This window comes from Actinocrispum wychmicini (assembly GCF_004345645.1).
Lineage (GTDB): Bacteria > Actinomycetota > Actinomycetes > Mycobacteriales > Pseudonocardiaceae > Kibdelosporangium > Kibdelosporangium wychmicini.
Genome location: NZ_SLWS01000004.1, coordinates 633,454 through 658,932 on the forward strand (window position 1 = coordinate 633,454; position 25,479 = coordinate 658,932).

The 25,479-nt window shown below is 69.9% G+C and carries 20 protein-coding genes and 1 pseudogene; 9 read left to right on the top strand and 12 right to left on the bottom strand.

The window, feature by feature from the left end:
* Nucleotides 1-70 precede the first annotated feature (70 nt).
* A pseudogene (locus EV192_RS57145) lies at nucleotides 71-1,177 on the top strand (ATP-binding cassette domain-containing protein); the annotation flags it as partial.
* A gap of 161 nt (nucleotides 1,178-1,338) precedes the next feature.
* Here EV192_RS57145 and EV192_RS55915 read toward each other — a convergent pair.
* From EV192_RS55915 to EV192_RS20920, 4 genes are read right to left on the bottom strand one after another with little or no spacing between them, the layout of a single operon-like run.
* Nucleotides 1,339-2,205 (bottom strand): ABC transporter permease, encoded by an 867-nt coding sequence (locus tag EV192_RS55915; protein WP_132117805.1) that lies wholly within the window; start codon nucleotides 2,203-2,205, stop codon nucleotides 1,339-1,341.
* Nucleotides 2,198-3,166 (bottom strand): ABC transporter permease, encoded by a 969-nt coding sequence (locus tag EV192_RS20910; RefSeq protein ID WP_132117807.1) that lies wholly within the window; start codon nucleotides 3,164-3,166, stop codon nucleotides 2,198-2,200. The genes EV192_RS55915 and EV192_RS20910 overlap by 8 nt, the downstream gene beginning before the upstream one ends.
* Nucleotides 3,167-3,172: 6 nt before the next feature.
* The gene (locus tag EV192_RS55920) at nucleotides 3,173-4,750 is read right to left on the bottom strand and encodes a peptide ABC transporter substrate-binding protein (protein WP_243726991.1); all 1,578 of its coding nucleotides are present in this window, start codon (nucleotides 4,748-4,750) and stop codon (nucleotides 3,173-3,175) included.
* Nucleotides 4,632-7,538 carry an AfsR/SARP family transcriptional regulator gene (locus EV192_RS20920; protein ID WP_132117811.1) on the bottom strand — a complete coding sequence of 969 codons (2,907 nt, stop codon included), beginning with the start codon at nucleotides 7,536-7,538 and terminating at the stop codon, nucleotides 4,632-4,634. Before EV192_RS20920 ends, EV192_RS55920 begins: the two co-directional genes overlap by 119 nt.
* Before the next feature lie 190 nt (nucleotides 7,539-7,728).
* On the opposite strand from EV192_RS20920, the gene EV192_RS20925 reads away from it, so the two are divergent.
* Nucleotides 7,729-7,962: a hypothetical protein gene (locus EV192_RS20925; protein ID WP_132117813.1), complete on the top strand. Its 234-nt coding sequence runs from the start codon at nucleotides 7,729-7,731 to the stop codon at nucleotides 7,960-7,962.
* Between the two features lie 3 nt (nucleotides 7,963-7,965).
* On the opposite strand, the gene EV192_RS20930 is transcribed toward EV192_RS20925, so the two are convergent.
* Complete coding sequence (locus EV192_RS20930; RefSeq protein ID WP_424923367.1) at nucleotides 7,966-8,739, bottom strand: NAD(P)-binding domain-containing protein; 774 nt, start codon at nucleotides 8,737-8,739, stop codon at nucleotides 7,966-7,968.
* A 99-nt stretch (nucleotides 8,740-8,838) separates the two neighbouring features.
* On the opposite strand from EV192_RS20930, the gene EV192_RS20935 reads away from it, so the two are divergent.
* The gene (locus EV192_RS20935) at nucleotides 8,839-9,375 is read left to right on the top strand and encodes a hypothetical protein (protein WP_132117815.1); all 537 of its coding nucleotides are present in this window, start codon (nucleotides 8,839-8,841) and stop codon (nucleotides 9,373-9,375) included.
* A 30-nt stretch (nucleotides 9,376-9,405) separates the two neighbouring features.
* On the opposite strand, the gene EV192_RS20940 is transcribed toward EV192_RS20935, so the two are convergent.
* On the bottom strand, nucleotides 9,406-10,197 hold the full coding sequence (locus tag EV192_RS20940) for a helix-turn-helix domain-containing protein (protein WP_132117817.1): 792 nt from the start codon (nucleotides 10,195-10,197) through the stop codon (nucleotides 9,406-9,408).
* 100 nt (nucleotides 10,198-10,297) lie between these two features.
* Here EV192_RS20940 and EV192_RS20945 point away from each other — a divergent pair, with 100 nt between their 5' ends.
* Complete coding sequence (locus EV192_RS20945; protein ID WP_132117819.1) at nucleotides 10,298-10,888, top strand: carboxymuconolactone decarboxylase family protein; 591 nt, start codon at nucleotides 10,298-10,300, stop codon at nucleotides 10,886-10,888.
* Here EV192_RS20945 and EV192_RS20950 read toward each other — a convergent pair.
* Nucleotides 10,853-12,427, bottom strand: a complete 1,575-nt coding sequence (locus tag EV192_RS20950; protein WP_132117821.1) for a PucR family transcriptional regulator — start codon at nucleotides 12,425-12,427, stop codon at nucleotides 10,853-10,855. The two genes, EV192_RS20945 and EV192_RS20950, sit on opposite strands and share 36 nt — an antisense overlap.
* A gap of 93 nt (nucleotides 12,428-12,520) precedes the next feature.
* Between EV192_RS20950 and EV192_RS20955 the strand changes: the two genes are divergently transcribed.
* Genes EV192_RS20955 through EV192_RS20965 form a run of 3 tightly spaced genes read left to right on the top strand, consistent with a single transcriptional unit; the run spans nucleotide 12,521 to nucleotide 15,605 of the window.
* Nucleotides 12,521-13,381: a hypothetical protein gene (locus EV192_RS20955; RefSeq protein WP_243726964.1), complete on the top strand. Its 861-nt coding sequence runs from the start codon at nucleotides 12,521-12,523 to the stop codon at nucleotides 13,379-13,381.
* Nucleotides 13,378-14,481, top strand: coding sequence for an o-succinylbenzoate synthase (gene menC / locus EV192_RS20960; protein WP_132117823.1), 1,104 nt, complete (start codon nucleotides 13,378-13,380; stop codon nucleotides 14,479-14,481). The genes EV192_RS20955 and menC overlap by 4 nt, the downstream gene beginning before the upstream one ends.
* A gap of 14 nt (nucleotides 14,482-14,495) precedes the next feature.
* Nucleotides 14,496-15,605 (top strand): serine hydrolase domain-containing protein, encoded by a 1,110-nt coding sequence (locus EV192_RS20965; protein ID WP_243726965.1) that lies wholly within the window; start codon nucleotides 14,496-14,498, stop codon nucleotides 15,603-15,605.
* Here EV192_RS20965 and EV192_RS20970 read toward each other — a convergent pair.
* The 4 genes from EV192_RS20970 to EV192_RS20985 all read right to left on the bottom strand — a co-directional run bounded on the left by EV192_RS20970 (nucleotide 15,586) and on the right by EV192_RS20985 (nucleotide 20,485).
* On the bottom strand, nucleotides 15,586-16,791 hold the full coding sequence (locus EV192_RS20970) for a GGDEF domain-containing protein (protein WP_132117825.1): 1,206 nt from the start codon (nucleotides 16,789-16,791) through the stop codon (nucleotides 15,586-15,588). The two genes, EV192_RS20965 and EV192_RS20970, sit on opposite strands and share 20 nt — an antisense overlap.
* Nucleotides 16,788-17,924: a GGDEF domain-containing protein gene (locus EV192_RS20975; protein WP_165960518.1), complete on the bottom strand. Its 1,137-nt coding sequence runs from the start codon at nucleotides 17,922-17,924 to the stop codon at nucleotides 16,788-16,790. Before EV192_RS20975 ends, EV192_RS20970 begins: the two co-directional genes overlap by 4 nt.
* A gap of 180 nt (nucleotides 17,925-18,104) precedes the next feature.
* On the bottom strand, nucleotides 18,105-19,373 hold the full coding sequence (locus tag EV192_RS20980) for an MFS transporter (protein ID WP_132117828.1): 1,269 nt from the start codon (nucleotides 19,371-19,373) through the stop codon (nucleotides 18,105-18,107).
* A gap of 17 nt (nucleotides 19,374-19,390) precedes the next feature.
* On the bottom strand, nucleotides 19,391-20,485 hold the full coding sequence (locus tag EV192_RS20985) for a SagB family peptide dehydrogenase (RefSeq protein ID WP_132117830.1): 1,095 nt from the start codon (nucleotides 20,483-20,485) through the stop codon (nucleotides 19,391-19,393).
* Between the two features lie 381 nt (nucleotides 20,486-20,866).
* Here EV192_RS20985 and EV192_RS20990 point away from each other — a divergent pair, with 381 nt between their 5' ends.
* Together EV192_RS20990 and EV192_RS20995 are read left to right on the top strand one after the other, a co-directional pair.
* Entirely contained in the window at nucleotides 20,867-24,121 is a 3,255-nt protein-coding gene (locus EV192_RS20990) for a BTAD domain-containing putative transcriptional regulator (RefSeq protein ID WP_165960519.1), read from the top strand.
* A 46-nt stretch (nucleotides 24,122-24,167) separates the two neighbouring features.
* Nucleotides 24,168-24,611 carry an SRPBCC family protein gene (locus EV192_RS20995; RefSeq protein ID WP_132117834.1) on the top strand — a complete coding sequence of 148 codons (444 nt, stop codon included), beginning with the start codon at nucleotides 24,168-24,170 and terminating at the stop codon, nucleotides 24,609-24,611.
* On the opposite strand, the gene EV192_RS21000 is transcribed toward EV192_RS20995, so the two are convergent.
* Nucleotides 24,606-25,424 carry a helix-turn-helix domain-containing protein gene (locus EV192_RS21000; protein ID WP_243726966.1) on the bottom strand — a complete coding sequence of 273 codons (819 nt, stop codon included), beginning with the start codon at nucleotides 25,422-25,424 and terminating at the stop codon, nucleotides 24,606-24,608. The two genes, EV192_RS20995 and EV192_RS21000, sit on opposite strands and share 6 nt — an antisense overlap.
* Nucleotides 25,425-25,479: the final 55 nt, after the last annotated feature.

Consider the following 25,479-nt stretch of genomic DNA (forward strand, 5'->3'; position numbering starts at 1 on the left):
CCGCGTGGTCGACGCCACCCTGCGCCGGGCGACGGCCGGTGGCCTGCCGGACCTGGCCGCGGTCGCCCGGATGACCGGGCAGCTGGAGACGGTCCGGGATGTGACGGCCGGCGTACTGCTCGTCGTGCGGCGGGTCGCGGTCACGATCTCTGCGGCGGTGATCGGGTTGCTGTCGCTGGACCCGGTGATCGTGTTGCTCGTGGCGCCTCCGCTGGTGCTCGCGGTCGTGGGGTTCGGCCTTCTCGTGACCGTTTTGGTCCGCAGGCAACGCCACATGGTGCTCGCCGACGAACGGCTCGCCGCGTCGGCTGGGCCAGTGGTGGAGAACGTGCGGGATGTCGTGGCCTGCGGCGCGGAACGGTACGTCCGGACAACCGTCGGCGCGGACATCGACGCGCAGTTCCGTGCCACGATCAGGTTGGCGCGGGCGTCCGCGCTGCGGGTCCCGATCCTCGCCTGCGGTGTCTACGTTCCGGTGATCCTGATTCTTACCGCGGCGCCGTCGCTGCGCGCGAACGGCATGAGCGTCGGTGTGCTGCTCGGCGCGATCGTCTACGTGACCACGAACCTTGAGTCGGCGTTGCGTTCACTGGTCCAGACCGTGGGCAACTCCGGGCTCCGGCTCAGTGTGGCGCTGCGACGGTTGGCCGAAACGTCCACAGTGGACACCCAGTTAACGGTGGTGGCAGGCGCGGCGCCGTGCGGTCACGACCTCGAACTCGAGCGGGTGACGTTCGCCTACGGCCCGCACGCCGAGCCCGTGATCCGCGACCTGAGCCTGTCCGTGCCGGCCGGGGAGCACCTCGCCGTGGTTGGGCCGAGCGGCATCGGCAAGTCCACCCTGGCCAACCTGCTGGCCGGAGTGGAGATCCCGCAGTCCGGCGAGATCCGGGTCGGCGGCGTCCCGGTGGCCGAGCTCGGCGAGGCGGCCCTGCTCGCCACGGTCGTGCTCATCCCGCAGGAGGCCTACGTGTTCGCCGGCACGCTGTGGGAGAACCTCACCTACCTGCGGCAGGACGCCACTCCGGACGAGGTCGACACCGTGGTCACCCTGTTCGGCCTCAAGCGGTTGGGCGGCACGCACGTGGAACTGGTGCCGACCGTGCTGTCCGCTGGCGAGCGGCAACTGGTGGCGCTGGCCAGGGCGTACCTCAGTGTCGCCCCGGTGGTCGTGCTCGACGAGGCCACCTGCCATCTTGACCCGGTGACCGAAGCCGCCGCGGAGGAGGCGTTCGCGGCCCGGCCGGGCACTCTCGTCGTCATCGCGCACCGGATCACCTCGGCCCGCCGCGCCCGGCACATCCTGCTGATGGGCGACACCGAGGTGCGGCACGGCACTCACGCGTCGCTGCTGGACGCGTCAGCCCTGTACCGCGACCTGGTCGGCTTGTGGGATGGCGACCGCGGGTCGAGTGAGGCGCCGGCGGCGTCCCCGACGAGCACCAGGCAGACCACGGTGACGACGAGGAACCCGCCGGGGAACAACAGCAAATAGGGGTGTCCGGTCAGGGTCAGCTCCCGCGCCTGGTTGATCATGACACCCCAGGAGACGGCGGGCGGGCGAAGCCCCACGCCGAGATACGACAAGGTGCCCTCGGCGGCGATGTAGGCGCCGAGCCCGGTGCTGCCGACCGCGATGACCGGGCCGAGCGTGTCGGGCAGCACGTGCCGCAGCAGGATGCGCGTGGGGGAGGCGCCCAGCCCGCGGGCCGCGCGGACATAGCCGGCGTTCCTTACGGTGATCGCGGCGCTCCGCGTGATCCGGGCAATCGGCGGCCAGCCGAGCAGGGCCAGCGCGGTGACCACAGCCGTGATCGAGTGGGCGCGCAGCAGGGACAGGAAGACGAGCACGCCGAGCAACGCCGGCAAAGTGGCGAAGATTTCGGTGACCCGTGAGATGACGGCGTCGACCCAGCCGCCGCGGTAACCGGCCACGAGTCCAGCGAGTCCGCCGATGGCGACGACCACCGCCGTGGTGCAGACCCCGACGAGAATGGCCGGCCGCGCGCCGTAGACCGTCATCGCGTAGTAGTCGCAGCCCAGCGGGTTGGTGCCGAAGATGTGTGCCGCATCGGGTGCCCGCGTGCCCAACGCGATGTCGCAGTCGCGGGGATCCGCGCGAGTCCAGAGAAACGGAAAAGCAGCCATCGAGAACACGGCAACGAGCGGCACCAGCAGGATCAGAACGGCCGGGCGCTCACGCATGGTCGGTCCGTGGGTCGAGAACCGGGTAGAGCAGGTCGACGGCGAGATCGACGACGAGGTAGACCATGACCACGAGGGTCACCACCGCGATCACCACTGGCGCGTCCCCGTCGGTGACCGCGGTGAAGATGAGCCGGCCGACCCCCGGGATGTTGAAGACGCCCTCGACGACCACCGCGCCGCTCATCAACGCGCCGAACTCGAAGCCGAGGTTGGTGACCACGGGGATGAGCGAGTTGCGCAACGCGTGTATCCCGACGACCCGGGGCCGGCCGAGCCCCTTGGCAACGGCAGTCTTCACGTAGTCCGAGTGCAGACTCTCCGCCAGACGGTCGCGGGTGATCCGGGTGGTGACTGCGGCGGAGGTCACGCCGAGCACGGTCGCCGGAATGACCATGCTCAGCCACGGGTGTTCGGGCCGGAACGCCACGGTGACCACGTCCCCGAGAAACCCCGGCGGCCATGCGCTCGCGCCGAGTTGGGCTAGTGCGGCGAGCACGAACGGCGGCACGGCGATGGCCAGCGCCGCGCCGCCCCGGACCAGGTAGTCCGGGCCGCGACCGGGATACAGCCCGGCGAGAACCCCGGTGCCCAGCCCGACCGCGGCGTTGATCACCAGTGCGAGCAACGCCAACCGGAGGGTGACCGGTGCGGCGTCGGCGAGGGCCGCGAGCACGTCCCGGCCACGGAAGTCGGTGCCGAAGTCGCCGGCGGCCAGCCGCAGCAGCCGCCGGCCGAACACCCCCAGGCACGGATCGCCGGGCCGGGTGAAGCACGGGTCGGCGGTGCCCAACCGGTCGGCCATCGCGGCCAACTGCTCCGGCGTCGGCGCCCGGTCGCCGAACATCGCCCGCGCCGGGTTGCCGTTGAGCTGGATGCCCAGCGCCATCAGGTAGTGGAGCAGGAACAACGTGCCGAGCAGGGTCGGCGCGAACTGGGCCAGCCGCCTGATGCCGGGCATCCAACGCTATCCCTTGAGCCGCACGGCGATCAGGTCGATCGCCCGGGTCAGCGGGTGGATGGTCAGGTTCTCGACCCGGTCGCTGACCGCCATGGCCGCGCGGTCGAACCAGAGCGGCATCACCGGCAGCTCCTCGGCCAGGATCTGCTCGGCCTCGCCGTAGTTGCGAGCCGACTCCCGCTGGTCCGGGGCACTGTCGCCGGCCGCGATCAGGCGGTCGAACTCGGCGTTCGACCAGCCGGCGTAGTTCGTGGACTGGCCGGTGCCGAAGATCGGCTTGAGGTAGTTCTCCAGCAACGGGTAGTCCGGCACCCAGGTGAGCCGCCACAGCCCGGTGACCTTCTTGCCCTGCAGGACGTCCAGGTACCGCGCGGACCGCAGGTCGTTGTGCAGCTCGTAGTCGATGCCGAGGTTCTTCCGGATGGCGTCGCCGACGGCCTGCATGAGCAGTTCGGCGCCGCTGCCGGCCGGGAACCAGAGCTGGAGCTTGCCGCCCGGCCAGCCGCCCGCGTCGGCCAGCAGGCGGCGCGCCCGGTCCACGTCCAGCCGGCAGTAGCCGCAGCGGTCCGGCGCCGCCCCCGGGACGATGGCGGCGGCGAACCCCTTGGCCGCGGTGAACCGGCCGCCGACGACCGCGTCGCTGATCGCCTGCCGGTCGATGGCCAGCGAGATCGCCTGCCGGATCCGCTTGTCGTCGAACGGTTTCCGGTACGTCGGGAAGCCCAGGTAGCGCAGTGCCGGGCTGTCCCGCTCGACCAGCCGGCGGCCCAGCCGGCCGCGGGCTTCGTCCACTTTGGACGCCGGCATGTCCTTGACGAAGTCGACCTGCCCGGCCAGCAGGTCGTAGTAGGCGGTCTCCATCTGCGCGTAGATGGCGAACGTGACCGCGTTGACCACCGGTTTCGGGCCTGGGTAGGCGTCGTTGCGGACCACCCGCACCCGCTGGTCGTGTACCCACCGACCGTCCATTTTGAACGGACCGGAACCGATCGGCGTCTCGTTGCAGGCCTTCGGGTCCGCGGCGCACGCCTTGGCCATGGGCAGGAACGCCGGGGCGCCGAGCATCGCCGGGAACGCGGAGAACGGCGCCGCCAAGTCCACCTCGAAGCGCCGCTCGTCCAGCCTGCGCAACCCGGACAGATGGTCCGCGCGGCCCGCCTGGGCGTCGGCGTACCCCTGGACCCGGTCCAGGAAATGCGCCCCGTTCTGCGCGTTGGGGCCGTAGGCGGCGAAGTTCCACGCTCTGAGGTAGGCGTCGGCGTCGACCGGCTCGCCGTTGTCGAAGGTCCACCCGGGTTTCACGGTGACCGTCCAGGTGCGCTGGTCGGTCGTGGTGATCGACTCGGCCATCACGTTGACCGGCGCCAGGGTCGTCGGGTCGTAGTCGACGAGACCGGCGTAGAGCGCGTGCAGGATCAGCACCACGTCGGCCTCGGTGACGTTGGTGGGCAGCAGGGCGCGTGGTTCAGCGATCGCGACCCGCAGTTCGCCGCCCGGCCGAGAGCCGCCGTTGGTCGGCCCACAACCCGTCGCGCTCAGCAGCAGCGCCAATGCGCACCAGGTCAGCCGGGTCGCCCTGGACACCATCGGATTTCCCTTCCAGGCTGGCGAGTTCTCGCTGGATCCGGGTGGCGTCGGCGACCCGGTGCAGACCTCGGTAGCGCTCCTGCGCCTCCTGCCAGCAGAGCCGGGCCTTGGCGGGCTGGCCGAGAGCCAGGTGTGCGCAGGCGATGTGGTCGAGCGTGTTCGCCTCCTCCAGGCTGTGGCCCAGTTGGCGGTAGAGGGCCAGCGTCTGGCGGCCGTAGTCGAGCGCCTTGTCGACCTCGCCCAGCTCGTGGCACACGTAACGCAGGCTGTCCAACGTGTTCGCCACGGCCTCGGTGTGGTTGTGCGCACGCAGCAGGCGCAGGGCACGCCCGCACTGGATCCGCGCCAGGCGGTACCGGCCCACCCGCGCCAGATACCAGCCGAGCCCGTTGCGGGCCTCGGCCTCCTGGGCCGGTGTGCCCACGCTGTGGAACAGCCGCACGGCTTGGGTCAGATGGGCCACCGCCGCCCGGTCGTCGCCCGCGGCGTCCCAGATCAGCCCGAACGCCTGATGGGTGTGCGCCTGGCCACGCAGGTCGCCGGTGCGCTCGGCGAGGGCGAGCGCGCGGTCGAGATGGTCGATCCCTTCGGCCTGCCGGTCGAGTCGGGCACACGCGAGGGCGATCCTGCGGTGCGCGAGCACCTGGGCCGCGGCGGCCTGCGAACGTTCCGCGGCGGCCAGTCCCGCGAGCCACGTCACGTACTGGTGGCGGAAGTGGCCCTGCCTGCGGTGGAACGTGCTCAGCGCCCAGGGCAGCTGCCAGACCGTGTCGTGCCAGCCGTGCTTCGCGGCCAGCAGCTGTGCGGCCAGCAGGCACGGGTACTCGGCGTCGAACCACCGCATCGCCGCGGCCTGGTCCGGCAGCGCGACCGGACGGCATTCCGGGACGGGCGGCGCGACTTCCAAAGCGTCGCGGTGCGGGTTGAGCACCCGTTCCCCGCCGACGGCCGTGTGCAGGTAGAAGTCGACTACCCGACGGGCCGCCGCGCCGCGGGTGTCCGCCGGGAGCACGGTCTCGGCCCGTTCGGCGGCGTAGAGCCGGACCAGGTCGTGCATCCGGTACCGACCCGGCACGTGCTGCTGGACGAGATGGGCGTTCTCCAGTTCGCGAACCAGCGTCCGGATCCGCCCGGTCGGCAGCCCGGTGAGGGAACCGGCCGCGGCCAGGCCGATGTCCGGGCCGGGCGTGAGGCCGAAGAGAGCGAATAGATGCCTGGACTCCGCGTCCAGGGCGTCATGCGACCACGACAGAACGGCTCGTACGTTGACAATCAGGTCGCCGCCGTCCAACGCGTCCAGCCGGGCGGCGGACTCGCGGAGCTCGTCGGCCAGCACCGAAAGCGGAAAACCGGGGGTGCGCCCGACGCGTACACCGACGATGGCCAAGGCGAGCGGCAGCCCCGCGCACGCGGCGAGCAGTTCCGCGGCGGCCTCGGGTTCGGCGGCCATCCGGCTGCTGTCGGCGTGCTGGGTCAGCAGCGTGCGGGCTTCGGGCTCGGTGAGCACGTCGAGCTCCACGGCATGGGCGCCGTACGCGGCGATCACCCCGCCAAGACTTCGCCGGCTGGTGATCAGCACGGCGCAGGACGGGCTGCCCGGGATCAGCGGCTGGACCTGCCCGGAGTCCCGGGCGTTGTCCAGCACGACGAGCATCCGTTTGCCGGCGACCCGGCTCCGGTAGAGCGCCGCCCGCGCGTCCGGGTCGGCCGGGATCTCGGCCGCGGTCAACCCTAAGGCCTGGAGAAAACCGCGCACGGCGACGTCCGGTTTCACCGGCTCCCCGGACGGGTCGAAGCCTCGCAGGTTCACGAACAACTGGCCGTCCGGGAACCGGTCGACGTACCTGTGCGCCCACCGCAAGGCGAGCCAGGACTTGCCGACACCGCCGGTCCCGCTGACGACCGAGACCGCCACCCCCCGGGTCCGCAGCATCTCGTCGAGCCGGCGCAGCTCCCGAAACCGGCCCGTGAAGCGCTGCGGCGGCGCGGGCAGTTGTTGCGGCACAACGGGTGTAGCCGAGGCCACGGCGGTTCGAGGGACGTCGAGCGCCCGGTCGGCCGCCAGGACCTGCTGGTGCAGTTCCCGCAGCGGTTGACTGGGGTCGATGCCCAGTTCGTCGGCCAAGCGGAGCCGGGTGTCCTGGTAGTGGGCCAACGCGTCGGACACCCGGCCGCTGCGGTACAGCGCCAGCATCAGCTGCCCGGCCAGGCGCTCGTCCAACGAGTACTCGGCAGCTTGCTCGTACAGTCCGGGCACGAGCATGGCGTGCTGGCCGCGGGACAGGCGGATGTCGGTCAGGTCGAGCCGGGCGGCGTGGCGCTCCTTCACCAGGCAGGTTCGCACACTGTCGAGCCAGCCGGTCTCCAGCGTGCCGAACGGCTCCGCGCGCCACAACCGCAGCGCTTCCGCCAGCATTTCCGCTTTACGTTCATCAGCGTCGACCGCGCGGGCCTCGGCGATCAGATCGCGAAACCGGAGCACATCCACACATTTCCGATCAACGGTGAGCCGGTAGCCGCGTGAGCGCCATTCGATGCTCACTTCCCCGGAACCGGTGATCGCCCGCCGCAGCAGCGTCAGATATGTCTGCAACGCCCTGGCCGGCCGGGCCGGCAACCGCTGCTCGCTCCACACCCGGTCCACCAGCTGAGCTCCCGGCACCACCTGGTTGGCGTCCATCAGGAGAATTGCCAGGACACATCGCTGCCGGGCGTGACCGAGGTCCACGAACTGATCGTCGACAGCTGCCTGAACGTCACCGAAAAGCTGAAACTCCACCGCCATGTCAGCCCCTCAGCCAACGTCATCGCCCGCGATGGACCATGTGAACATCCGTCATAACGGCTCAGCCGAACGTACTCAAGGTCCCGGGTGGAACACCCTCCTTTCGGCCGCACACCCTGGCGCCGGATGGCACACATCCGACATATGCGATACACACCAGGAAGTAATTCCCGGACCAGGAGGGGTGCGGATGGCGCTGTTGGTGTTCTACCGCCGGGTTCGCGACGACCAGGACGAAGTGGAGTACTCGTTCGGCGGGACTGCGGACAACTTGGACCGGCACCTGGTCATCGAGAAGGAGAGCAAGCAGATCCGCGTGCTGGACGACCGGAACGAAGGGCTGGCCAGGGCGGCGGCCGGCATGATCTTTCGTCGCTTCCGGACCGACGGCGCCTGGCCGGAGCGGGGCGTCGTGCAGTCGTGATGGCTAGTCCCGCAGGCGGGCCAGTACTCGGTCGAGGGCCCGCCGCACCGCGTCGGGTACGCCGTCGCGGCGCAGGTCGGTCATGAGCTGCTGGTTGATTCCGCCTGGTGTCATGTGTTCCTCGGTCAGGGTGGCGAGTGAGTCGGTGCCTTGGGACAAGGACTGGCCCAGCTGCCCGAAGATGTGCGTGGTGTAGGCGGTCGCGGCGGCGGGATCCAGGCCGTGGCCGGCCAGCCAGTCCGCGATGGTGGTGAGGTAGTCGAAATGCGCGGCGAAGGTGGCCGTCGCCGCGCTGAGTGCGTCCAAGGTCGTTTCGTCGGCCGGAACGAGGACGCCGCCGACACGGCCGAACAGTTTGCGGGCGTCGGCGTTGTCCGGGTACATCGCGGTGAGGCTTTGAGCGCGTGCCGCCGACGGCAGCGGGATGGCCCGGACGATGTGGCCGGCTGGTGCGGCCCACTCATGGAGCTGTTCCAGTGACACTCCGGCCATCGCGCTGATCACCACGTGGTGCGGTCGGAACGACAACTCCGTCAGGACGGCACGACCTATCTGTGGACGCACCGCGACGACTGTCGACGTCGCGTTGTCCAGTACGTCCTGATTGCTCTCGCACACCTGCACGTTGGCGAACCGGCTGGCCAGCTCCTGCCCGACACTGTGACCGCGTGGTGACAGGAAGACCGCGGGCGGGTGGGCGACCTCCGCGCTGAGCCCCGCCACGATGGCGGCGGTGATCGCACCCGTTCCCACGAACCCGTAGGCGCCTGACTCCACCGGCCGCATTGTTCGCCTTTCTCGTCAAGTCGCTGGTACGGATCGTAGATCTTGGCGGTTTCGCCGGCGCGGCGACCGGCCGTGCGCGATCATTGCCGGGTGAAGATCACCGATCCCGTGGGTGGCAAGTGGACGGTCGGCCGGCAGGTCGGGGCCTGGCCGCGGCTGAGCCGGGCGATGTGGGCGTTGGAGGTGATGCCGAGCGGGCTGGGCAACGACCCCATCTCGGCTGTCATCGCCATCCCGTTCTTCGCGCTCGCGCTGATCCTGCTCGCCCTCGCGCTGGTCGAGTTGGCCCTGCTGCTCGTGGCGTGGCCGGTGGCGCTGCTGCTGCGGGCCGTCAAGGTGATCGGCTCGCGGGTGGTCGTGGTGAACACGGCGAAACCCGTGGGGGTCTGGGAGAAGACCGGCAAGGTGCGGCTGCGGCAGGACCGGTTCTCCACCACGGTGCTGGAAGTCGAGACCATGGCCGGCAGCGTCCGGCTGAGGGACGCGATCGCCGAGCACGTACGCCAGGGCGGCGACGTGATGGACCCGGTGGTCGGCCAGTGGCTGACGGCCGAACGCGGCAAGGTCGTCTCGCGCAGGACCAAGCCCGACCCGGAACCGGTCAAGCCGAAGACCGAGCCCGCGTAGTACGTGGTGCCGTTCGGGACCGTAACAACGTCAACGTGTGCACTCCCAGCTTCGGCGGGTGGCCTCGTCCGCGGGGAAGAACGCCTCCAGCCGGAGCTCTTGGGCGGTGGCGTCGATGGGGGTGCCGACGGTGGACACGACCGAGAAGAACGCGCGGGCTTCGTCGGCGACCATGAACCGGACGGCGAGCACGGGTGACGCGGCGGTGGCCGGTTCGCCGCCGCTGAGCAGCTCGGCGACCTCCGGCCGCGCCCGCAGTTCGCTGACCAGCTCGGCGGTCGCCAGGTCGAGCACACCGCCCACGGCCTCGCGCCGGGCCCGGTCGAGCAGTGCCGGGACGACCTCGGGCCAGTTGAGCACGGCGTCGCGGACCGGGCCGGGTTCGATCATCAGCCGCAGCACGTTGGCCGGTTCCGGGATCGGCCGCGGGGCGAGCAGGCCGCCGAAGAGCCGGGTGGCGCCGCCGTTGGCGCGCAGCACGTTCCAGCCGGGGTCCAGCACGACCGCGGGGAACGGCTCGTGTTGCTGGAGCATGGCGGTGAGCGCGGCTCGGACCTGCTCCAGTTCGGGTGCGTCGAGGGTGGCGTGCGGGTGGCTCGGGGCGTAGCCGGCGGCCAACAGCAGCCCGTTGCGCTCGCGCAGCGGCACGTCCAGCGCCCCGGCCAGGCGGTTCACCATCTGTCGGCTGGGTTGCGCGCGGCCGGTCTCCACGAAGCTGACATAGCGCGGGGTGGTGGCCGCCGCGACGGCGAGTTCGAGCTGGCTGGTGCCCCGGATCCGCCGCCAGTAACGGAGTAGTTCGCCCAGCGTCTGGCCACTCATGCCGCGATCGTAGGAGGGCCCGCACTTCCCCGCGAGGGAATCGCCCGCATGCCCCGCCGCAGGTGATTCTTGCCTCCCGTCAAGGAATTCAGGAGGAAGCGTGGAGCTGACCATTCACCAGGTGGACACGGCACCGGGCGCGTCCCGGCCGGTGCTGGCGGGTATCGCCGCCGATGTCGGCCTGGTGCCCAACATGGCCGCGGCCATCGCCGCCGCCCCAGCCCTGCTCGCCGCGTTCGACGGCATGCGCCGGGCGATCGGCGCGGGCGAGCTGAATCCGGTGCACCGCGAGGCGGCCGGTGTGGCTGTGGGTGTCGTGGTGGACAACGAGTACGGGGTGGCCTTCCACTCCACCGTGCTGGGCCGGCTGGACGTCGCCGAGGAGGAGATCAAGCGGATGCGGGCCGGCGAGGAACCGGCCGACGAACCGACCGCGGCGGTCTACGCCCTGGCGCGTGAGCTCGCGCTGCACCGGGGCAAAGCCGCCGGGTCTGCGGTGGCCAGGGCGGTGACCGCCGGATTGTCCACCGCCGGGATCCTGGAGGTGGTGGCCGAGTGCGCCTTCGCCGCCCTGGTGGGCATGGTGGACAACGTCGCCGGACGGGTACCGCTCGACAACTTCCTCCAGCCGTGGGCATGGCGCGCGCCGACCGGGTCACCAGCCGAGTTGGTCGCCGAGTCGCAGCCGTAGCCACAGCACCAGGCGCTCGTCCGGGTCGGCCAGATCGAACCCGAGGATCTCCTCGGCCCTGGCGAGCCGGTAGCGGATCGTGTTCGGGTGCACGGACAGGCGAGTGGAGGCGACCGCGATGTCGCTGTTGGCTTCCAGGTAGGCGAGGATGGTGGCCGCGTAAGTGGTGCCGTGCTGCAGGTCGTGGGCGCGGACCGCGGGGCCGAGGCTGCGGGGCAGCGCTTCCTGGGTGGCCAGGATCTGGGCCAGTGCGGACAGTGTCGCGCTGGCCCACACCTCGTCGATGGTGGCCACCCGACGGGATTCTGGCCGGTCGGTGAGGGCGCGCAGGACGAGATCCGCGTCAGCTCGTGACGTCGCGACGGAGCGCAGTCCTTGGACGAGGGAGCCGAGTCCGGCGTGGACGGGCACCCGTAGGGCGCTGTGGGCTCGTCGGGCGATGTCGGCGGCGAGTTCGCGGTGCGCGTTCGGCGACGGGCCGCTCGGCAGCAGTGCGTAGACCGTTCCGTCGATCAACGCGCAGCCGTGCCTGCCGTAGTGGGCTTCGCAGTGCAGGCTGACCAGGTCGGCGAGGCGGGTGGCGGCGTGGGCGACGAGGACGTCGTCGGCGTTGGTCGCGGTGACGGCGAAGGCGGCCACCGCGACGGGCTGGTTCGGGTCCAGGCCGAGTTGTGGGGCCACCGCGGTGACACTGCTGGGGTCGGCGAGTAGTCGCCGCAGCAGGCCGGCGCGCCTGTGCCGGACCGCGTCGTCCGCGGTACGGGCCGCCAGCAGGTGCAGCGAGACGGTGTCCGCCACGTCGGACAGGGCCTGTTCGGCCGCGGCGTCCAGGCAGTCGTCGGCGTCGACCACCCAGATCGATCCCAGTTCCTCGCTGCCCGCCCGGACCGCGACGCCGAGCCGGGGCAGGCCGCCGGGAACGGGTGGGAACCGGCAGGTGCGCCCCACCCGGACGAGGGTGTGGTACTGCGCGTCGTAGTCCGGGCCGTCCGGCACCTGGAGACCGAGGATGCCCTGGCGGCGGCCCTCGTCGATGGCCTGGCCGGCCAACGTGGAGTACGCGAGGATGCGCCGGTGCGGATCCTCGATCACGGTGGCGCCGCCCACCATCCCCGCGATCGCGTTGGCCAGGGCGAACAGGTCGCCGACGGTCGGCGCGCGGGCGAGCCGGACCGTGGCGGCGAGGGCTGAGGAGATCATGGCGTCCAGGTGGTGCCATGCCACGGCCTCGTCCGCGGAGAGCAGCACGATCCGGGACCGTTGAGCGGCTGCCACCAGCTCGGCGACCGGCTCGCCGAAGCTCTTCACCACCAGGCAGGCGTACCCGGCCTCGGCCGCCGAACCGACGAGTTCCCGCGCCTCGGCCGTCCCGACGCCGACGGCGAGCAGGATCGCGTCCGTCACGGGCGGTAGCGGGGCTCGCCGCTCGAAAACGAGCACACCCGAGATCGGTACGGGCCGCTCCGGCAGTTCGGTCAACGGCCGCAGCAGCGAAGCACCCAAACTGTCGAGGACTTGTCCGAGATCGGGGTCGAGCATCCTCACCTCTTTGGCCAGACGCACAAAACATTCGCGGAATCTCTGGACCGGCCCCGCATGCGCACGGCCAGGAACAGACGCGACGCTGCCAGCATGCGCATTCCAGCCAGCGTGCCGCGGACAGCCCCAGCGACCGTACCCGCATCGGCCCAGGTGAGCGCGACCGAGACCGCCGCGCTCGCGGCGAGCAGGGCGGGTGTCCGGATCCAACCGGCCGAGGACCTCGCGACGCTCAGGCTGGTCTCGCGCTTCCTCGCCGACGTCTGGCAGACGCCTGCGTCCCGGTCGCCGCTCCCGCCCGATGTGCTGCGGGCATTCGTGCACGCCGGCGGCGCCGTGCACTACGCCCGCGACGAGGACGGCATCACGGCCGCGTCCGCGTTGATCTTCGGCCCGCCGGCTTCCAGTGCCGTCTACTCGACTATCGCGGCCACCCGCACCAGCGGGCACGGGGTCGGTTTCGCGCTCAAGCAGGCGCAGCGGGCCTGGGCGCTCGACCGCGGCGCGACCACCATGGTCTGGACCTTCGACCCGCTGGTGAGCCGCAACGCCCATTTCAACCTCGGCAAGCTCGGCGCGACCGCCGTGGAGTACACAGTGGACTTCTACGGCCGGATCGACGACGGCGTCAACACGGACGACGAGACCGACCGGCTCACCGCGGTGTGGCCGCTGGCCGAGCCACCGCCCGGTCCGCGCGCCGACTTCGGAAGCGCCGAACTCGACCCACGGCCCGCGCCGGACGGAGAGCCGTTCACGGCGCGTGACGAAACCGGGCACTGGTGCCGTGTCCCGCTGGACATCGTCGCCCTCCGCCGCCAGGACCAGCCGCTGGCCGCCGAGTGGCGGGCCGCCGTGCGCGACGCCCTGCTCCCGGTCTTCGACGCGGGCTTCACCGCGACCGGGTTCAGCAGGTCCGGCTGGTACCACCTGACCAGGAAGGACCCGTCGTGAAGATCGAGTTCATCGAACTCGTCGAGATCCGCCTCCCCCTTGTCCGCCCGTTCCGGACCGCGTACGGCACCGACGCCGACCGGCACACCTTCCTGCTGCGCGTGGTGACGGACGCCGCCGAGGGCTGGGCCGAGTTCGGCGGCGACCCCGAACCGTTGTACAGCCCGGAGTTCACCGCCGCCGCCGAACACGTCCTGCACGATCACCTCGTGCCGAGGGTCGCCGCGCTGCACCCGCTGAGCGCCGCCCGGGTGGCCGCCGCGATGTCCCCGGTCAAGGGCCACCGCAGGGCCAAAGCACTGCTCGAAACGGCGATCCTCGACGCCGAGTGCCGCGCGCACGGGATGCCGCTCGCGACATACCTCGGCGCGGTGCGCGACCGCGTCCCCGTCGGGGTGTCCGTGGGGATCACGAACACGGTCCCGGAGCTGCTGGAAACCGTCTCCGGGTACCTGGAGCAGGGATACGTCCGGGTCAAACTCAAGATCGAACCGGGCTGGGACATCGGGCCCGTCCGCGCGGTCCGACACGAGTTCGGTGCCGAGTTGGCACTGCAGGTCGACGCGAACACCTCCTACTCGCTCACCGACGCCGAGCACCTGCGCCGGCTCGACGAGTTCGGCCTCGTCCAGATCGAGCAACCGCTCGACGAGGACGACCTGCGCGGCCACGCCGAACTCGCGAAGTCGCTGCGTACGCCGATATGCCTGGACGAGTCGATCCGCTCGGCGCGCAACGCCGCCGCCGCGATCGGACTGGGTGCCTGCCGCGTCGTGAACATCAAGCCCAGCCGGGTCGGGGGCTACCTGGAAGCCCGGCGGATCCATGACGTCTGCGCCGCACACGGGATCCCCGTCTGGTGCGGCGGGACGCTGGAGACCGGTGTCGGCCGCGCCCAGAACCTGGCCCTCGCCGCACTTCCCGGCTTCGTGCTGCCGGGCGACATCTCGGCTTCCAGCCGCTACTACATCGAGGACATCACCGAGCCGTTCCACCTCGAAGACGGTTGCCTGGCGGTCCCGGACCATCCGGGCGTGACTGTGCTTCCCGCAGCGCTCGGCCGTTACACCGTCTCGACACAGAAGTTGTACGCGCGGTAGTCAAAGGAGACATCATGCGACACAAGACGAGTGCTGTCATGGCCTTGGCGGTTACCGCCGCTCTGGTCGCGGCGCCTGCCGCCGCCACCGCGGCACCGGCGTGTGACACCAAGCCGATCCAGACAGCGTTGAAGGCACTGGAGAAAGTCGGCTCGGGGATCTCCGTGACGGTGCGGAGTCCGCGCTGCGGCGTCTGGAACGGCGGTGTCGGCCTCGCCGACCGCAAGACGGGCCGCAAGGTCGTCGGCAACGAGCACAGCCGGATCGGCAGCGACACCAAGACGTGGACGGCCACGGTCGTGTTGCAGCTCGTCGGCGAGGGCAGGATCAAGCTCGACGACACCGTCGAGCAGTACCTGCCCGGCCTCGTCCGCACCAAGCTCTACGACGGCCGCAAGATCACCATCCGGCAGCTGCTGCAGCACACCAGCGGCCTGCCCGACTACCTGGACGCGCCGTTCTGGAACAATGAGGAGGCGCACCGCTGGGACCACATCGAGCCGTTGCAGACCGTCCAGCAGGCACTGGCGCTGCCCCGGCCGCAGCGGGCCCCGTCGGGCTTCGCCTATGCCAGCACCAACTACAACCTGGCCGGGCTGATCGTCACGGAGGTCACCGGCCGCTGCATCGCCACCGAGATCGACCAGCGGATCGTCCAGCCGCTCGGGCTGCGCGAGACCTCATGGCCCGGCGACCGGACCACGATCCCCCAGCCGGACCTGCGGGGCTACCTGAAGCAGCGCGGGTCCTTTGTGGACAAGACGGAGTGGAACACCTCGGAGGCCGACGCGTCCGGTGAGCTGATCTCCACCGGTGCCGACGCGACCGCCTTCTGGACCGCGCTGATGACCGGGAAACTGCTGGCACCGGCCCAACTCGCCGACCTGAAACGGACCATTGTGGACGATGAAGGCCAGGCCTACGGCCTCGGTGTCGAGGGCTACAAGCACATCCCCGGCGTCGCCACCTGGGGACACAGCGGCAGCATGGCCAGCGGCCACAAGTTCAGGAACGCCGTCACCGACGACGGCCAACGGGCGGTGACCCTGCTGATCGGCACGGACTCGTTCGACTCGGCCAAGGTCGACACCGTCATCGGCGACCTCATCCGCGACCTCCGCTGAGCACCAGGGAGGTGATGTTCTCGGTGTCGATCCCGACGACGGTGTTCCGGCCCTGGTTCTTGGCCTGGTAGACGTACTTGTCGGCGACGCGCAGGCAGTCCTCGACCGTGGCGCCGTGGTGCGGGTGGGTGGCGGCTCCGATGGACGCTGTGACGTCGCCGATCACCACATGGCGGCCGTCCTTGTCGATGGTCGTGACGCGCAACGCCGCGATCGACGTGCGGATGCGTTCGGCGATGGCGATCGTGTCGATGACGTTGGTGTCGGGGAGCAGCACGGTGAATTCCTCACCGCCGAAGCGGCCACCGAGATCGGCTTGGCGCAGGGTGGACCGCAGGCACTCGCCGACGGCGGCGAGCACGTCGTCGCCGGCGTAGTGGCCGTAGGTGTCGTTGAGGCGCTTGAACTTGTCCAAGTCGACCATCAGCACGCCGACCTCACGACGGTCCTGTGCGGCGTCGGTGACGACGCGATCGGCGTACGCCTGCCACGACGCCGCGTTGGCCAGGCCCGTTTTCTGGTCGACGAAGGCGTCGCCCTCGAGTTGCTGGACCATGGCAGCGTTGTACAGGGTCACGACGACAGGGATGGTGGCCAGCACCACGACGAGCGTGCCGGTCATGAACACGCCGGTGACGGCGCCGATGACCAGCAGTGCCGCCGTGAGGCCGATGTCCGCGTACGACGCGGGGGAGACGCGGCGGTCGCGCAGGAATTGCCCCATCGCGGTGAGTGCGTAGCTGACCATCAGGTGCACGGCTGCCGCTGCGGCGACCGCGAACACCCCGCTGGTATCCGCGTGCAGGCCCGGCGTGGCCCACGCGCCGGACGAGGCGGCGAAGTGGGCCGCGATGAGCGGCCACGCGATCGTGCACCCCAGGTCGCGTCGTCCGCGAAGGACGCGGTGCGCGCACAGGAGCAGCACGAGTGCGATGGCCAGCGTCAGGTGGACCGAGACCGCGGCGGCGACTGACCAGACCGCCGTCACGTCGAGCGGCTCGGAATCGTTGCGGCGGACGGTGTGTATCCGGCGCACGAGTTCGACGGTGACGATCGCCGCCGCGAGGATGACACTGGCACGCGCCCAGTCGATTCCCGCGGTCGGCACAACGACGCCGGCGAACACCGCGACGCCGGCCGGCGGAAGCAGGAGCCCGGTGAGAACGCCTGCGCGAGCGGGACTCATGCCACAGCTGCGAGCGTCGGGCCGCAGACGCGGTTACGGCCGAGTTCCTTGGCCTGGTAGAGGCAGCGGTCGGCGGTCACCAGCAAGTCGTCGACGTTGGCGTCGGCTTCGGCGTGATGGGTCGTGGCGACGCCGATGGAGGCGGTGATGCCGCTGATCGTCGTGGGCCGGCCGTGCAGGTTCGTGGTGATCACGGCCAGCGCCTCGATCTGGTGGCGGATGCGTTCGGCGGCGTCGTTCGCCTCGCCCTCGGTGACACCGGGAAGCAGGATGCTGAACTCCTCGCCGCCGAAGCGGGCGACGATGTCGTGTCGGCGCGTGGTGGTCTGCAGCACGTGCGCCACGCTGGTGAGGACGTCGTCGCCGGCGTGGTGGCCGAAGGTGTCGTTGAGGCGCTTGAAGTGGTCCAGGTCGACCATGAGCACCGCCGAGCGCGCGTGGGTGCGGTGGCTGGCGAGCGCCGCGGTGCTGAGCTGCTGCCAGGCCGCGTGGTTCCACAGCTGCGTTTTCGCGTCGTGCGCCGCGGCGTGGTGCAACGCGCGCCCGCGCATGGACCGTTGCAGGTAGGCCACGGGCAGCAGGATGAAGGGGATGGCGAAGACGGAGAAATGCGCGAACAGCCCCAGCAGCACGCCAAGGGCCGTGCGTGCGACGAACTGTCCGTACACCCCGGGGCTCCCCTCCCCGGGGTGTACGGCAGAGATGGGCCGACCAGCAACCCTCAAGGACGCCGGCCCATCGGCCACAAAGAGACAGAGCAGTCCGGTGAGTCCCGCCGCGAGCACGGTGGAAGTACTCGTGACCTCCACCGGAGCCGAAGACGACGAGTTGACCGTCGACCACACCAGCCACGCGAGCGTCGCGCCGCCGACACTCGCCAGAACTCGGCCAGAACGGCCGGGATCAGGGCCGCGCAGCAGATCGTGCGCGTGCAGGACGGCCGACACCATCAGGACCGCCGCGAGGTGCAGCGTCAGCACCGAGCCGACTACCCACACCGCCACGACGGATACGCGCGGCGTGTCGACGGGCTGCGCCGACCGCGGTGCCTCGTAGCGAGCGAGCTCCGCGTGTGTGAGCCCGCAGAGCGTGAACACAAGTGCCGTCGGCCATGAGATCGTGGGCGTCGTCACCCAGGCCAGCACAAGTCCCGACAGCATGGTCCCCGTCAGGACAGCGGGTACCGCCACCCTTGGTCTGGGAACGGCTGCTTCGGCGAGACCCCCTGTGTGCATACCTCATAGGTTGCCGACGGGCACGGACAGCTCACGGACACCTGACGGACAGCGACCTGGCAATCGCCATTAGTGAGGTTACTGGACTGCTTCGCCGGGTTTCCCGATCGTGCCGGGTGCCGTCGCGACCTGCGCGGACCGGCCGGCGGCCACCCACGCGACGGACAGTCCAATCACGATGACCGTTCCGACCGTTCCGGACACCGCGATCACTGTGGAGGACGGTGTGTTCTGCGCGACCAGCCCGAACACCAGGATGGCGATGCCCTGGGTGACCTTCATCATCATGGTGAGCAGGCCCACCGCCTGTCCGCGCATCCGGTCCGGGACGGCTTGGGTGAACTCGGCGGCGATCGGGATCCAGTAGTACAGGGCGATGCCCGACACCACGATCACCACGACGGCCACCACCATCCCGGGCACGGCGAAGAACAGCGCCAGCGGGGCGCAGCTGACGACCGCCAGGACGACGAGGTGCCGGGTCCGTTGGTCGGGGATGAGCATGGGCAGCAACCACAGTCCGAGCACGATCCCAGCGGGACTGGCACCCATCAGCAGGCCGGCGGTGGCCGGCCCGTAGTTGATCTGCGCCGCGTACGGTGCCGCGAGCGTCTCGGTCGCCAGCGTGGTGGCGATGGCGAACGGGAACAGCATGATCAACCGCAGCCGTGGGTGGCCGAAGATGTATCGGGTCGCGGCGCGGGCCGAACCGAGCAAGGTCGGCCGGGAACCGGTACCGGCGGTCGCCGGGCGGGAGACCACGCCCAGCAGGACAACGAGTCCGGACAGGACGAAGGTGGCGGCGTTGAACACCAGGACGAGGGACAGCCCGGCGAACACGACGACCGCGCCGCCGAGACCGTAGCCGATCGTGTAGGAGACGTGGTTGACCAGTTGGGTGACCGCGGACCCGCGCACCAGCTTCTTGCCCGGCAGGACCACGGACATGGTGGAGATGTAGGCGCTGTTGAACGGTGCGTCCATCAGCCGGATCGCGAAGAGCAGCACCCACAACCCGACCAGCGGCATCCCGGGGATCGCCATGACCAGCAGGAGCGCCGCGCGCCCGACGTCAGCGGTGATCATGACGGCACGGCGGGGGAAGCGGTCCGCGAGACCGGCGAGTACCGGGCCGCCAATCAGGTCCGGCAGGGTGGACAGGGCGAAGGTGACACCCATCAGCGCCGCGGACCCGGTTTGGGTGAATACCGCGATGGTCAAGGCCGCGCGGGCGAGGTAGTCGCCGACGGTGGACAGCGAACGGCTGATGAACAGAGTCCGGAACTCGCGCTCGGCGAAAATGTCCGCGTAAGTGACGCGTTCGTCGCCTTGGCGCTCCCCCGACACCCAGCGCCCTCCTTCAACTACTCTATGTGTTCAGTTGAGGTCATGCCGATCCCACCAATCACCGAACAGCCCATCACCAACTCATGGGCGGCGTCAATCCCCAGTAAGTCCTCCAGTCGCTCGTCCCGGATCGCCGCGGTGAAGGTCATTCCGAGCCCGAGTGCGGCGGCCAGCAGGTAAAAGGTCTGGCTGAGGTGGCCGACGTCGAGATGAAGCATGCGATACGTCCGCGGGGTGGAGTATTTCCACATACTGCGTTCGAGCACAGATGTGAAAAACACGAGACAACCGCTGTCGGCCACCCAGCCCTGGTCGCCCAGGAGCCCCACCAGATCGTCCGGGCTCTGCGGCGGCCCGAGGAGTTCGAGTTCGTCGCTGGCGGTGTTCAGGTGGTACATCCCTGGGGCGAGCCCGGTGACCCGGTGCGCGTGGACGTAGATCTCGGTGGGATGCCTGCCTCCCCCGGAAGGGGACGTCTTGAAGGCGGTCTGGGTCGGCTCGTCGAGTTCCGTGATCCCGCCACCCCACCGCAGCAGCGCGCTGACCGCCTCGAACGACACGCCTTCGCCGCTGAACCTGCGGGTACTTCGCCGATGGGCCAGCACGTCCAGGAAGCCGGTGCGGACCAACGACACCGTGCTCGCCGCGGCCAGCGGGACCCGGCGCGTTGTCGGCAGCTTCCGGCTGACGGGCGGCGGCGGTTCGTGGTCGAGGCGGTCCCGCAGCCGTTCCTGGTCGGCCTCGGTCGTCAGGAACGGCTGGTCGCGAAGGTTGCGGGTCTCGGTGTGGAACAGGGCGGCGAGCCGGCCCCAACGCCGCCACGCGGCCTCGTGCGCATCCTCGACGCGGTGCCGTTCCGAGTCCCACGTGATGAGGATGTCGGCCGCGCGCAGTCGCTCGGTGATCGCGACCAAGGAGTCCGCGTGGTCGTCATCGCGGGCGTGCTTGCGCACGTGGCTCAGTGGTTGCCAGTTGGTGAAACAGCGCAGCACGACGTCGGCGTCCTCGCCGATGGCGAACCGCCGATGAGCCAGGGTGTCGTGCCAGATCAGCTGATCAGCGTGCCAGTGCAAGGCGCCGTACGACGAAATGCGCAGTCGTAGATCGTCCACGTGCTGGTCAGCCCGCTGGTGGCTAGTCGACGTCCCGCGGCCGCTCGGCCCAGGAAGCCAGTGTCTCGGCGGGCTTGTTGTCGTCGGATAACTCGGTAACGACGGTGTCGACGGCTGTGGTGTTCATAGCACGCTCCTCATGCCCAGGCAGAGCTTCTGCTGAGAGTACCTCAATACTGTTGCCGGAGCATTTTGCGCGGGTGGTTAGTACGTATCGCCTAACCCTCAGGGCCTACAGTTCTAGTTTTGGTGACCCCTTACCCCCGTGGGTGCCTGGCGGATTATCCTACGGGAACCGACAGCATCGGCACATGTGCACTGGGTAACCGGAGGCGTCGCGTGAATACTGTCGGAAGCCTAGGGGAAGGGGGCGGCGCGGAGGTGCCTGCAGTCGATTTTCGTTTGCTGGGACCGCTCGCCGTTCTGCGCGCCGGCAAGCCCGTGCATGTTCCCGCCGGCAGCCAGCAAGTCGTGCTCGCCTGCCTGCTGTTGCGCGCGAACCAGGTGGTGCCGGTCAACGAGTTGGTCGAGTGGCTGTGGGAGGACGAGCCGCCGAGCGACGCCTGGGAAAGCGCGAAGGCGTACGTCCGCCGATTACGTCGCACGCTGGAGGAGCCCGGCCTGATCGAGGCCATGCCGGACGGGTTCCGCCTCACCGTGCCTGACGACGCGGTGGACCTGGCGCGGTTCCGGCGGCTCCTGCAGGAAGCCGAGACGTTGCGCGGCGCCGAGCGGCTCGCCCGGCTGGACAAGGCACTCGCGCTGTGGGGCGACGAGCCGCTGGCGAGCCTGCCGCCGGGGACGGCGAAGTCGCGTGCCGCGGATGCCCTGGTCGAGGAGTACTGCCAAGCCGTCGAGAACCGTGCGGACGCGTATCTGGGTCTCGGACGGCACACCGAGCTGGTCACCGATCTGCGTGCGATGACCGCGCGCTACCCCGAGCGCGAACACTTCTGGTCCCAGCTGATGGTGGCGCTGTACCGCTCGGGCAAGCGGGTCGAGGCGCTCGCGGCCTATCGACGGGCGCGCGCCTACTTGGCGGACGAGTTCGGCATCACTCCGGGGGCTGAGCTCGAACGTACCCACCACGGGGTGCTGACCGGCACCCTCGACGACGTCGGCGACGGCAACGCCGACGCGGCCACCGTCCCGCTCGTGCACATCACTCCCGCCCAGCTCCCGGCCGACATCAGCGACTTCGTCGGGCGAGCCGGTGAGCTGGCCGCGGCGCGAACCACGTTGACCACACCGTCCGGCGCGGGTGCGCCGGTGCTCGTCGTCAGCGGTATGCCGGGGGTGGGCAAGAGCGCGTTCGCGGTCAAACTCGCCCACGAGATCCGTACCCGGTTCCCGGACGGGCAGCTGTTCATCGACCTGCACGGCTACTCCGAGCACACGCCGCTGAGCCCGGCGCGGGTGCTCAGCCGCATCCTGCCCGCGCTGGGCCTGCCGTCCACCCAGGTGCCGACCGACCTGGAGGATCTCACCAACACCTACCGCAGCCTGGTCGCCGACCGCCGCATCCTGCTCGTCCTGGACAACGCGGCGAACGCCCAGCAGGTGCACGATCTCATCCCGGCCGCACCCGAGTCCGCGGTGCTGATCACCAGCCGGTCGCGGATGCCGAGCCTGGCCGCGTTGACCGGCGCCCACCTGCTGCCGCTGGCACCGCTTTCGCCACGCGATTCCGAACGGCTCGTCCGCACCATCCTGGCCGCCGCCCCGAGGCCGGCCGACACCGACATCGGGCAGATCATTGAGCTGTGCGGGTACCTGCCGCTGGCCATGCGCGTCGCGGCGACCGCCTACCTGCACAGCGCGCGCCCACTGCCCGAGTTCATCACCGAGCTGGAACAGCACGACCGCCTCACCGCGCTGACGATCGCCGACGACCCGCGCGCCACGGTGCGTGCCGTGTTCGACCTGTCCTACCGGACGCTCAGCGCCCGAGCCGCCCGGCTGTTCCGGCTGCTGAGCCTCGTGCCCGGACCCGATTTCTGTCGCAGCTGCGCACACCACGTCGCCGGCATCACTCCCGTACAGGCCGATCTGCTGCTCGGTGAACTCAGTGCGGCCAGCCTCATCCTCCCCAGCCGGACCCGGCACTACCGCTTCCACGACCTCGTGCGTCTGTACGCCCACGACCGATGCGTCACCGAGGACGACCCCGACGAACTGGACGCCGCGCTCTCGCGACTGCACAGCTACTACGTGACCACTGCCGACCAGGCAGCGGACGCGCTGTATCCGACATGGATCCGCCTGCCGCGCACCCACCCCACCATCGTGACGTCCGAGCTGTTCCCGGTCGTGCCGAACGCCGCGCAGTGGATGGGCGACGAGGCGCTCAACCTGATCGCGACCATCCGCTACACCGCCCACTACGGGCCGGTGGAGATCGCCTGGTACCTGTCCGAGTCGTTGCGCCCTTACGTCGTGACCTACACCGAGCACCGGATCGAGGCCCTGGGCGCCTTCGAGGTCGCGTTGCGGGCCGCGACGAGCGCCGGGAACCGCCGCGCGGTGGCCGCCATGCACTCCGCCTTCTCCTCGGTCTATATTCGCGTTCGGGATATCCAACGCGCGCTCCCGCACCTCAGGGCCGAGTTGGGCCAGTACCTCGAGCTGGGGTTCGCCCAAGGGGAGACCCGTGCTCGCATCGCCCTCGGCGACGCACTCGCCACCCAGGGGTACCTGCAGGACGCCGCCGACCAGATCGCCGAGGCCCTGCGCATCGCCGAGCAGCACGACTTCACCGCCCTGCAGCTCTGGGCGCTGTTGAACTTCAGCGTCGTCGAAGAGTGGCGGGACCAACTCGACGTCGCCAAGAAGTACGTGCTGTCCGCGTTCGACCTGATCGACGCCACGTCGAGCAGTTCGACCAAAGGCGCGGTGCACGCCATGCTCGGGATGATCATGATCCGCCGGGGCGAGTTCAAGGCCGCCATCGAACAGCTCCTGATCGCGCTCGACTGCTACCGGCAGAGCGGCGACCAGCACTACGAGTCGGAGGCGCTGCGCGGGCTGGGCCAGGCGTACTCGAAGGTCGGCAACCCACAGGCGTCGATCGCGCACGCGAGCAAGGCGCTGGCGGTGGCCGAGGAACTCGGCGACGAGTACGACATCACCGACTCCTTGGTCTCGCTCGCCGGGACCTACCACGAGCTCGACCTCACCGCGCAGGCACGATCGCATGTGGACTCGGCGCTCAGGATGTGCGAAAAGCTGGACTACCGGAAGGCGCACATCGAGGCCCTGCTCCAGCTCGCGTCGATCGACAAGGCCGACGGCCTGCTCGACCGCGCCGAGGCACACACCCACCGCGCCATCGAACTCGCCCACCAGGGGGAACTGCTGCGGTTGCGCGGTGACGCCGAGATACTTCTCGCCTGGATCACCCTGGAAAAGGGGAACAACGACCAGGCTTTGCGGCACGCCGACAACGCGTTCACGATTCACCAGAAAGTGAACTCGCCTTACGGTCAGACCCGCGCCGCCCATGTGAAGGGTCTCGCATTGCTCGCCTTGGGACAACGCGAGCAAGCCAAACGCGAATGGACCACATCATTGGAGTACTTCGCCGGCCCGGCCCCCGAAATCGACGCCATCAGAAAAGCCGTGGCTGATATTTCCTGACAATCGTCGGTTGCCGGACAACGGGGTGAACCGCCATGATGCGGTCATGGCCGACCCGACCGTGGTGACCACCTGCCGCGACATCGCCGCAGGCGCCGAACAGATCTTCGAACTGATCGCCGATCCGTCGAACCAGCCCCGATGGGACGGCAACGACAACCTGGCCGACGCGCCCGCGGGCCAACGCGTGCACGGCACCGGCCAGGTGTTCACGATGACGCTCACCAAGGGCAGCGTCCGGCACAACCACGTCGTCGAGTTCGCCGAGGGACGCCGCATCGCCTGGCTCCCGTCCGAACCGGGCCACGAACCACCCGGGCACCTCTGGCGATGGGAACTCGACCCGATCGACGACACCCACACCAAGGTGACCCACACCTACGACTGGTCCCAGCTGACCGACGAGAAGCGCCTCATCCGGGCCCGCGCCACCACCCCGGACATGCTCCGGGCCTCCCTCGACAGGCTGGCCGCACTCGCCGAGTCATGACCGTGCGGCGGTGAAACTCGTTGGCCAGGCCGTGGTGTCGGCGGCCAGCCACGGCTCGTTCGCGGCGGCCGTGGGAGTTGTCCCGGTGAAAGCGCGGACGTCGTGGTGGAGGTGGGACTGGTCGGCGTAACCGCCGTCCGCGGCCACCCGCGCGGGCGCGTGGCCGCGGATCAGGCGGTGGACGGCGTGGTCGAAACGGACGAGCATGGCGGCGCGTTTCGGGGTCAGGCCGATCTGGGCGGCGAAGCGTGACCACATGCGCTGGCGGCTCCACCCGGTCCGGGCGGCGAGATCGCCGATGCGGGCCGTGCCGTGGCCGGCGAGGATCTGGCGCCAGGCCCAGGCCACTTCGGGGTCGACCGTTCGGCCCGCGTTGAGTCGGTGGGACAGTTCCGCGTCGATCAGCGCGAAGCGCTGTGGCCAAGTTCGCGCGTGGTGTAACCGTTCCCGCAGCCGCGTCGCGTCGCGGCCCCACAGGTCGTCGAGCGTGACGACATTCCCGCGTAACTCGCCGAGCACGGCGTGCGCGGTGATGGGGGACAGGCGTATCTGGACGCACTCGATGCCCTCGGCGCGCACCTGGAACGGGTCGAAGGCGAGCCCGGCGGCCACACTGCCCGACCACGTCCGACCGTGGATGTCGAACGGCCGGTCGCCGAACTCGATGGCCACGGTGACGGCGGGGTGGGGGATGGCTCGTAGCTCGATCGCGCGGTCGCCGTGGATGCGGAATCCGGCCATGTCGACACCGGGCAGCGTGGGCCGCGACGGCCGCGTGATCTGCCAGGAAGCGGTGGGGTCTGCCGTCCGCACCTCTGAACTGTACGTGGACATTTCTTCAAGACGCCTGGCGTTGGCGGCCGAGAGG

Coding starts and splice junctions, on each gene's coding strand:
- EV192_RS55915 (WP_132117805.1), bottom strand. CDS start 2,205: ATGCGTGAGCGCCCGGCCGTTCTGATCCTGCTGGTGCCGCTCGTTGCC.
- EV192_RS20910 (WP_132117807.1), bottom strand. CDS start 3,166: ATGCCCGGCATCAGGCGGCTGGCCCAGTTCGCGCCGACCCTGCTCGGC.
- EV192_RS20920 (WP_132117811.1), bottom strand. CDS start 7,538: ATGGCGGTGGAGTTTCAGCTTTTCGGTGACGTTCAGGCAGCTGTCGAC.
- EV192_RS20925 (WP_132117813.1), top strand. CDS start 7,729: ATGGCGCTGTTGGTGTTCTACCGCCGGGTTCGCGACGACCAGGACGAA.
- EV192_RS20940 (WP_132117817.1), bottom strand. CDS start 10,197: ATGAGTGGCCAGACGCTGGGCGAACTACTCCGTTACTGGCGGCGGATC.
- EV192_RS20950 (WP_132117821.1), bottom strand. CDS start 12,427: ATGCTCGACCCCGATCTCGGACAAGTCCTCGACAGTTTGGGTGCTTCG.
- EV192_RS20955 (WP_243726964.1), top strand. CDS start 12,521: ATGCGCATTCCAGCCAGCGTGCCGCGGACAGCCCCAGCGACCGTACCC.
- EV192_RS20965 (WP_243726965.1), top strand. CDS start 14,496: ATGCGACACAAGACGAGTGCTGTCATGGCCTTGGCGGTTACCGCCGCT.
- EV192_RS20970 (WP_132117825.1), bottom strand. CDS start 16,791: ATGAGTCCCGCTCGCGCAGGCGTTCTCACCGGGCTCCTGCTTCCGCCG.
- EV192_RS20995 (WP_132117834.1), top strand. CDS start 24,168: ATGGCCGACCCGACCGTGGTGACCACCTGCCGCGACATCGCCGCAGGC.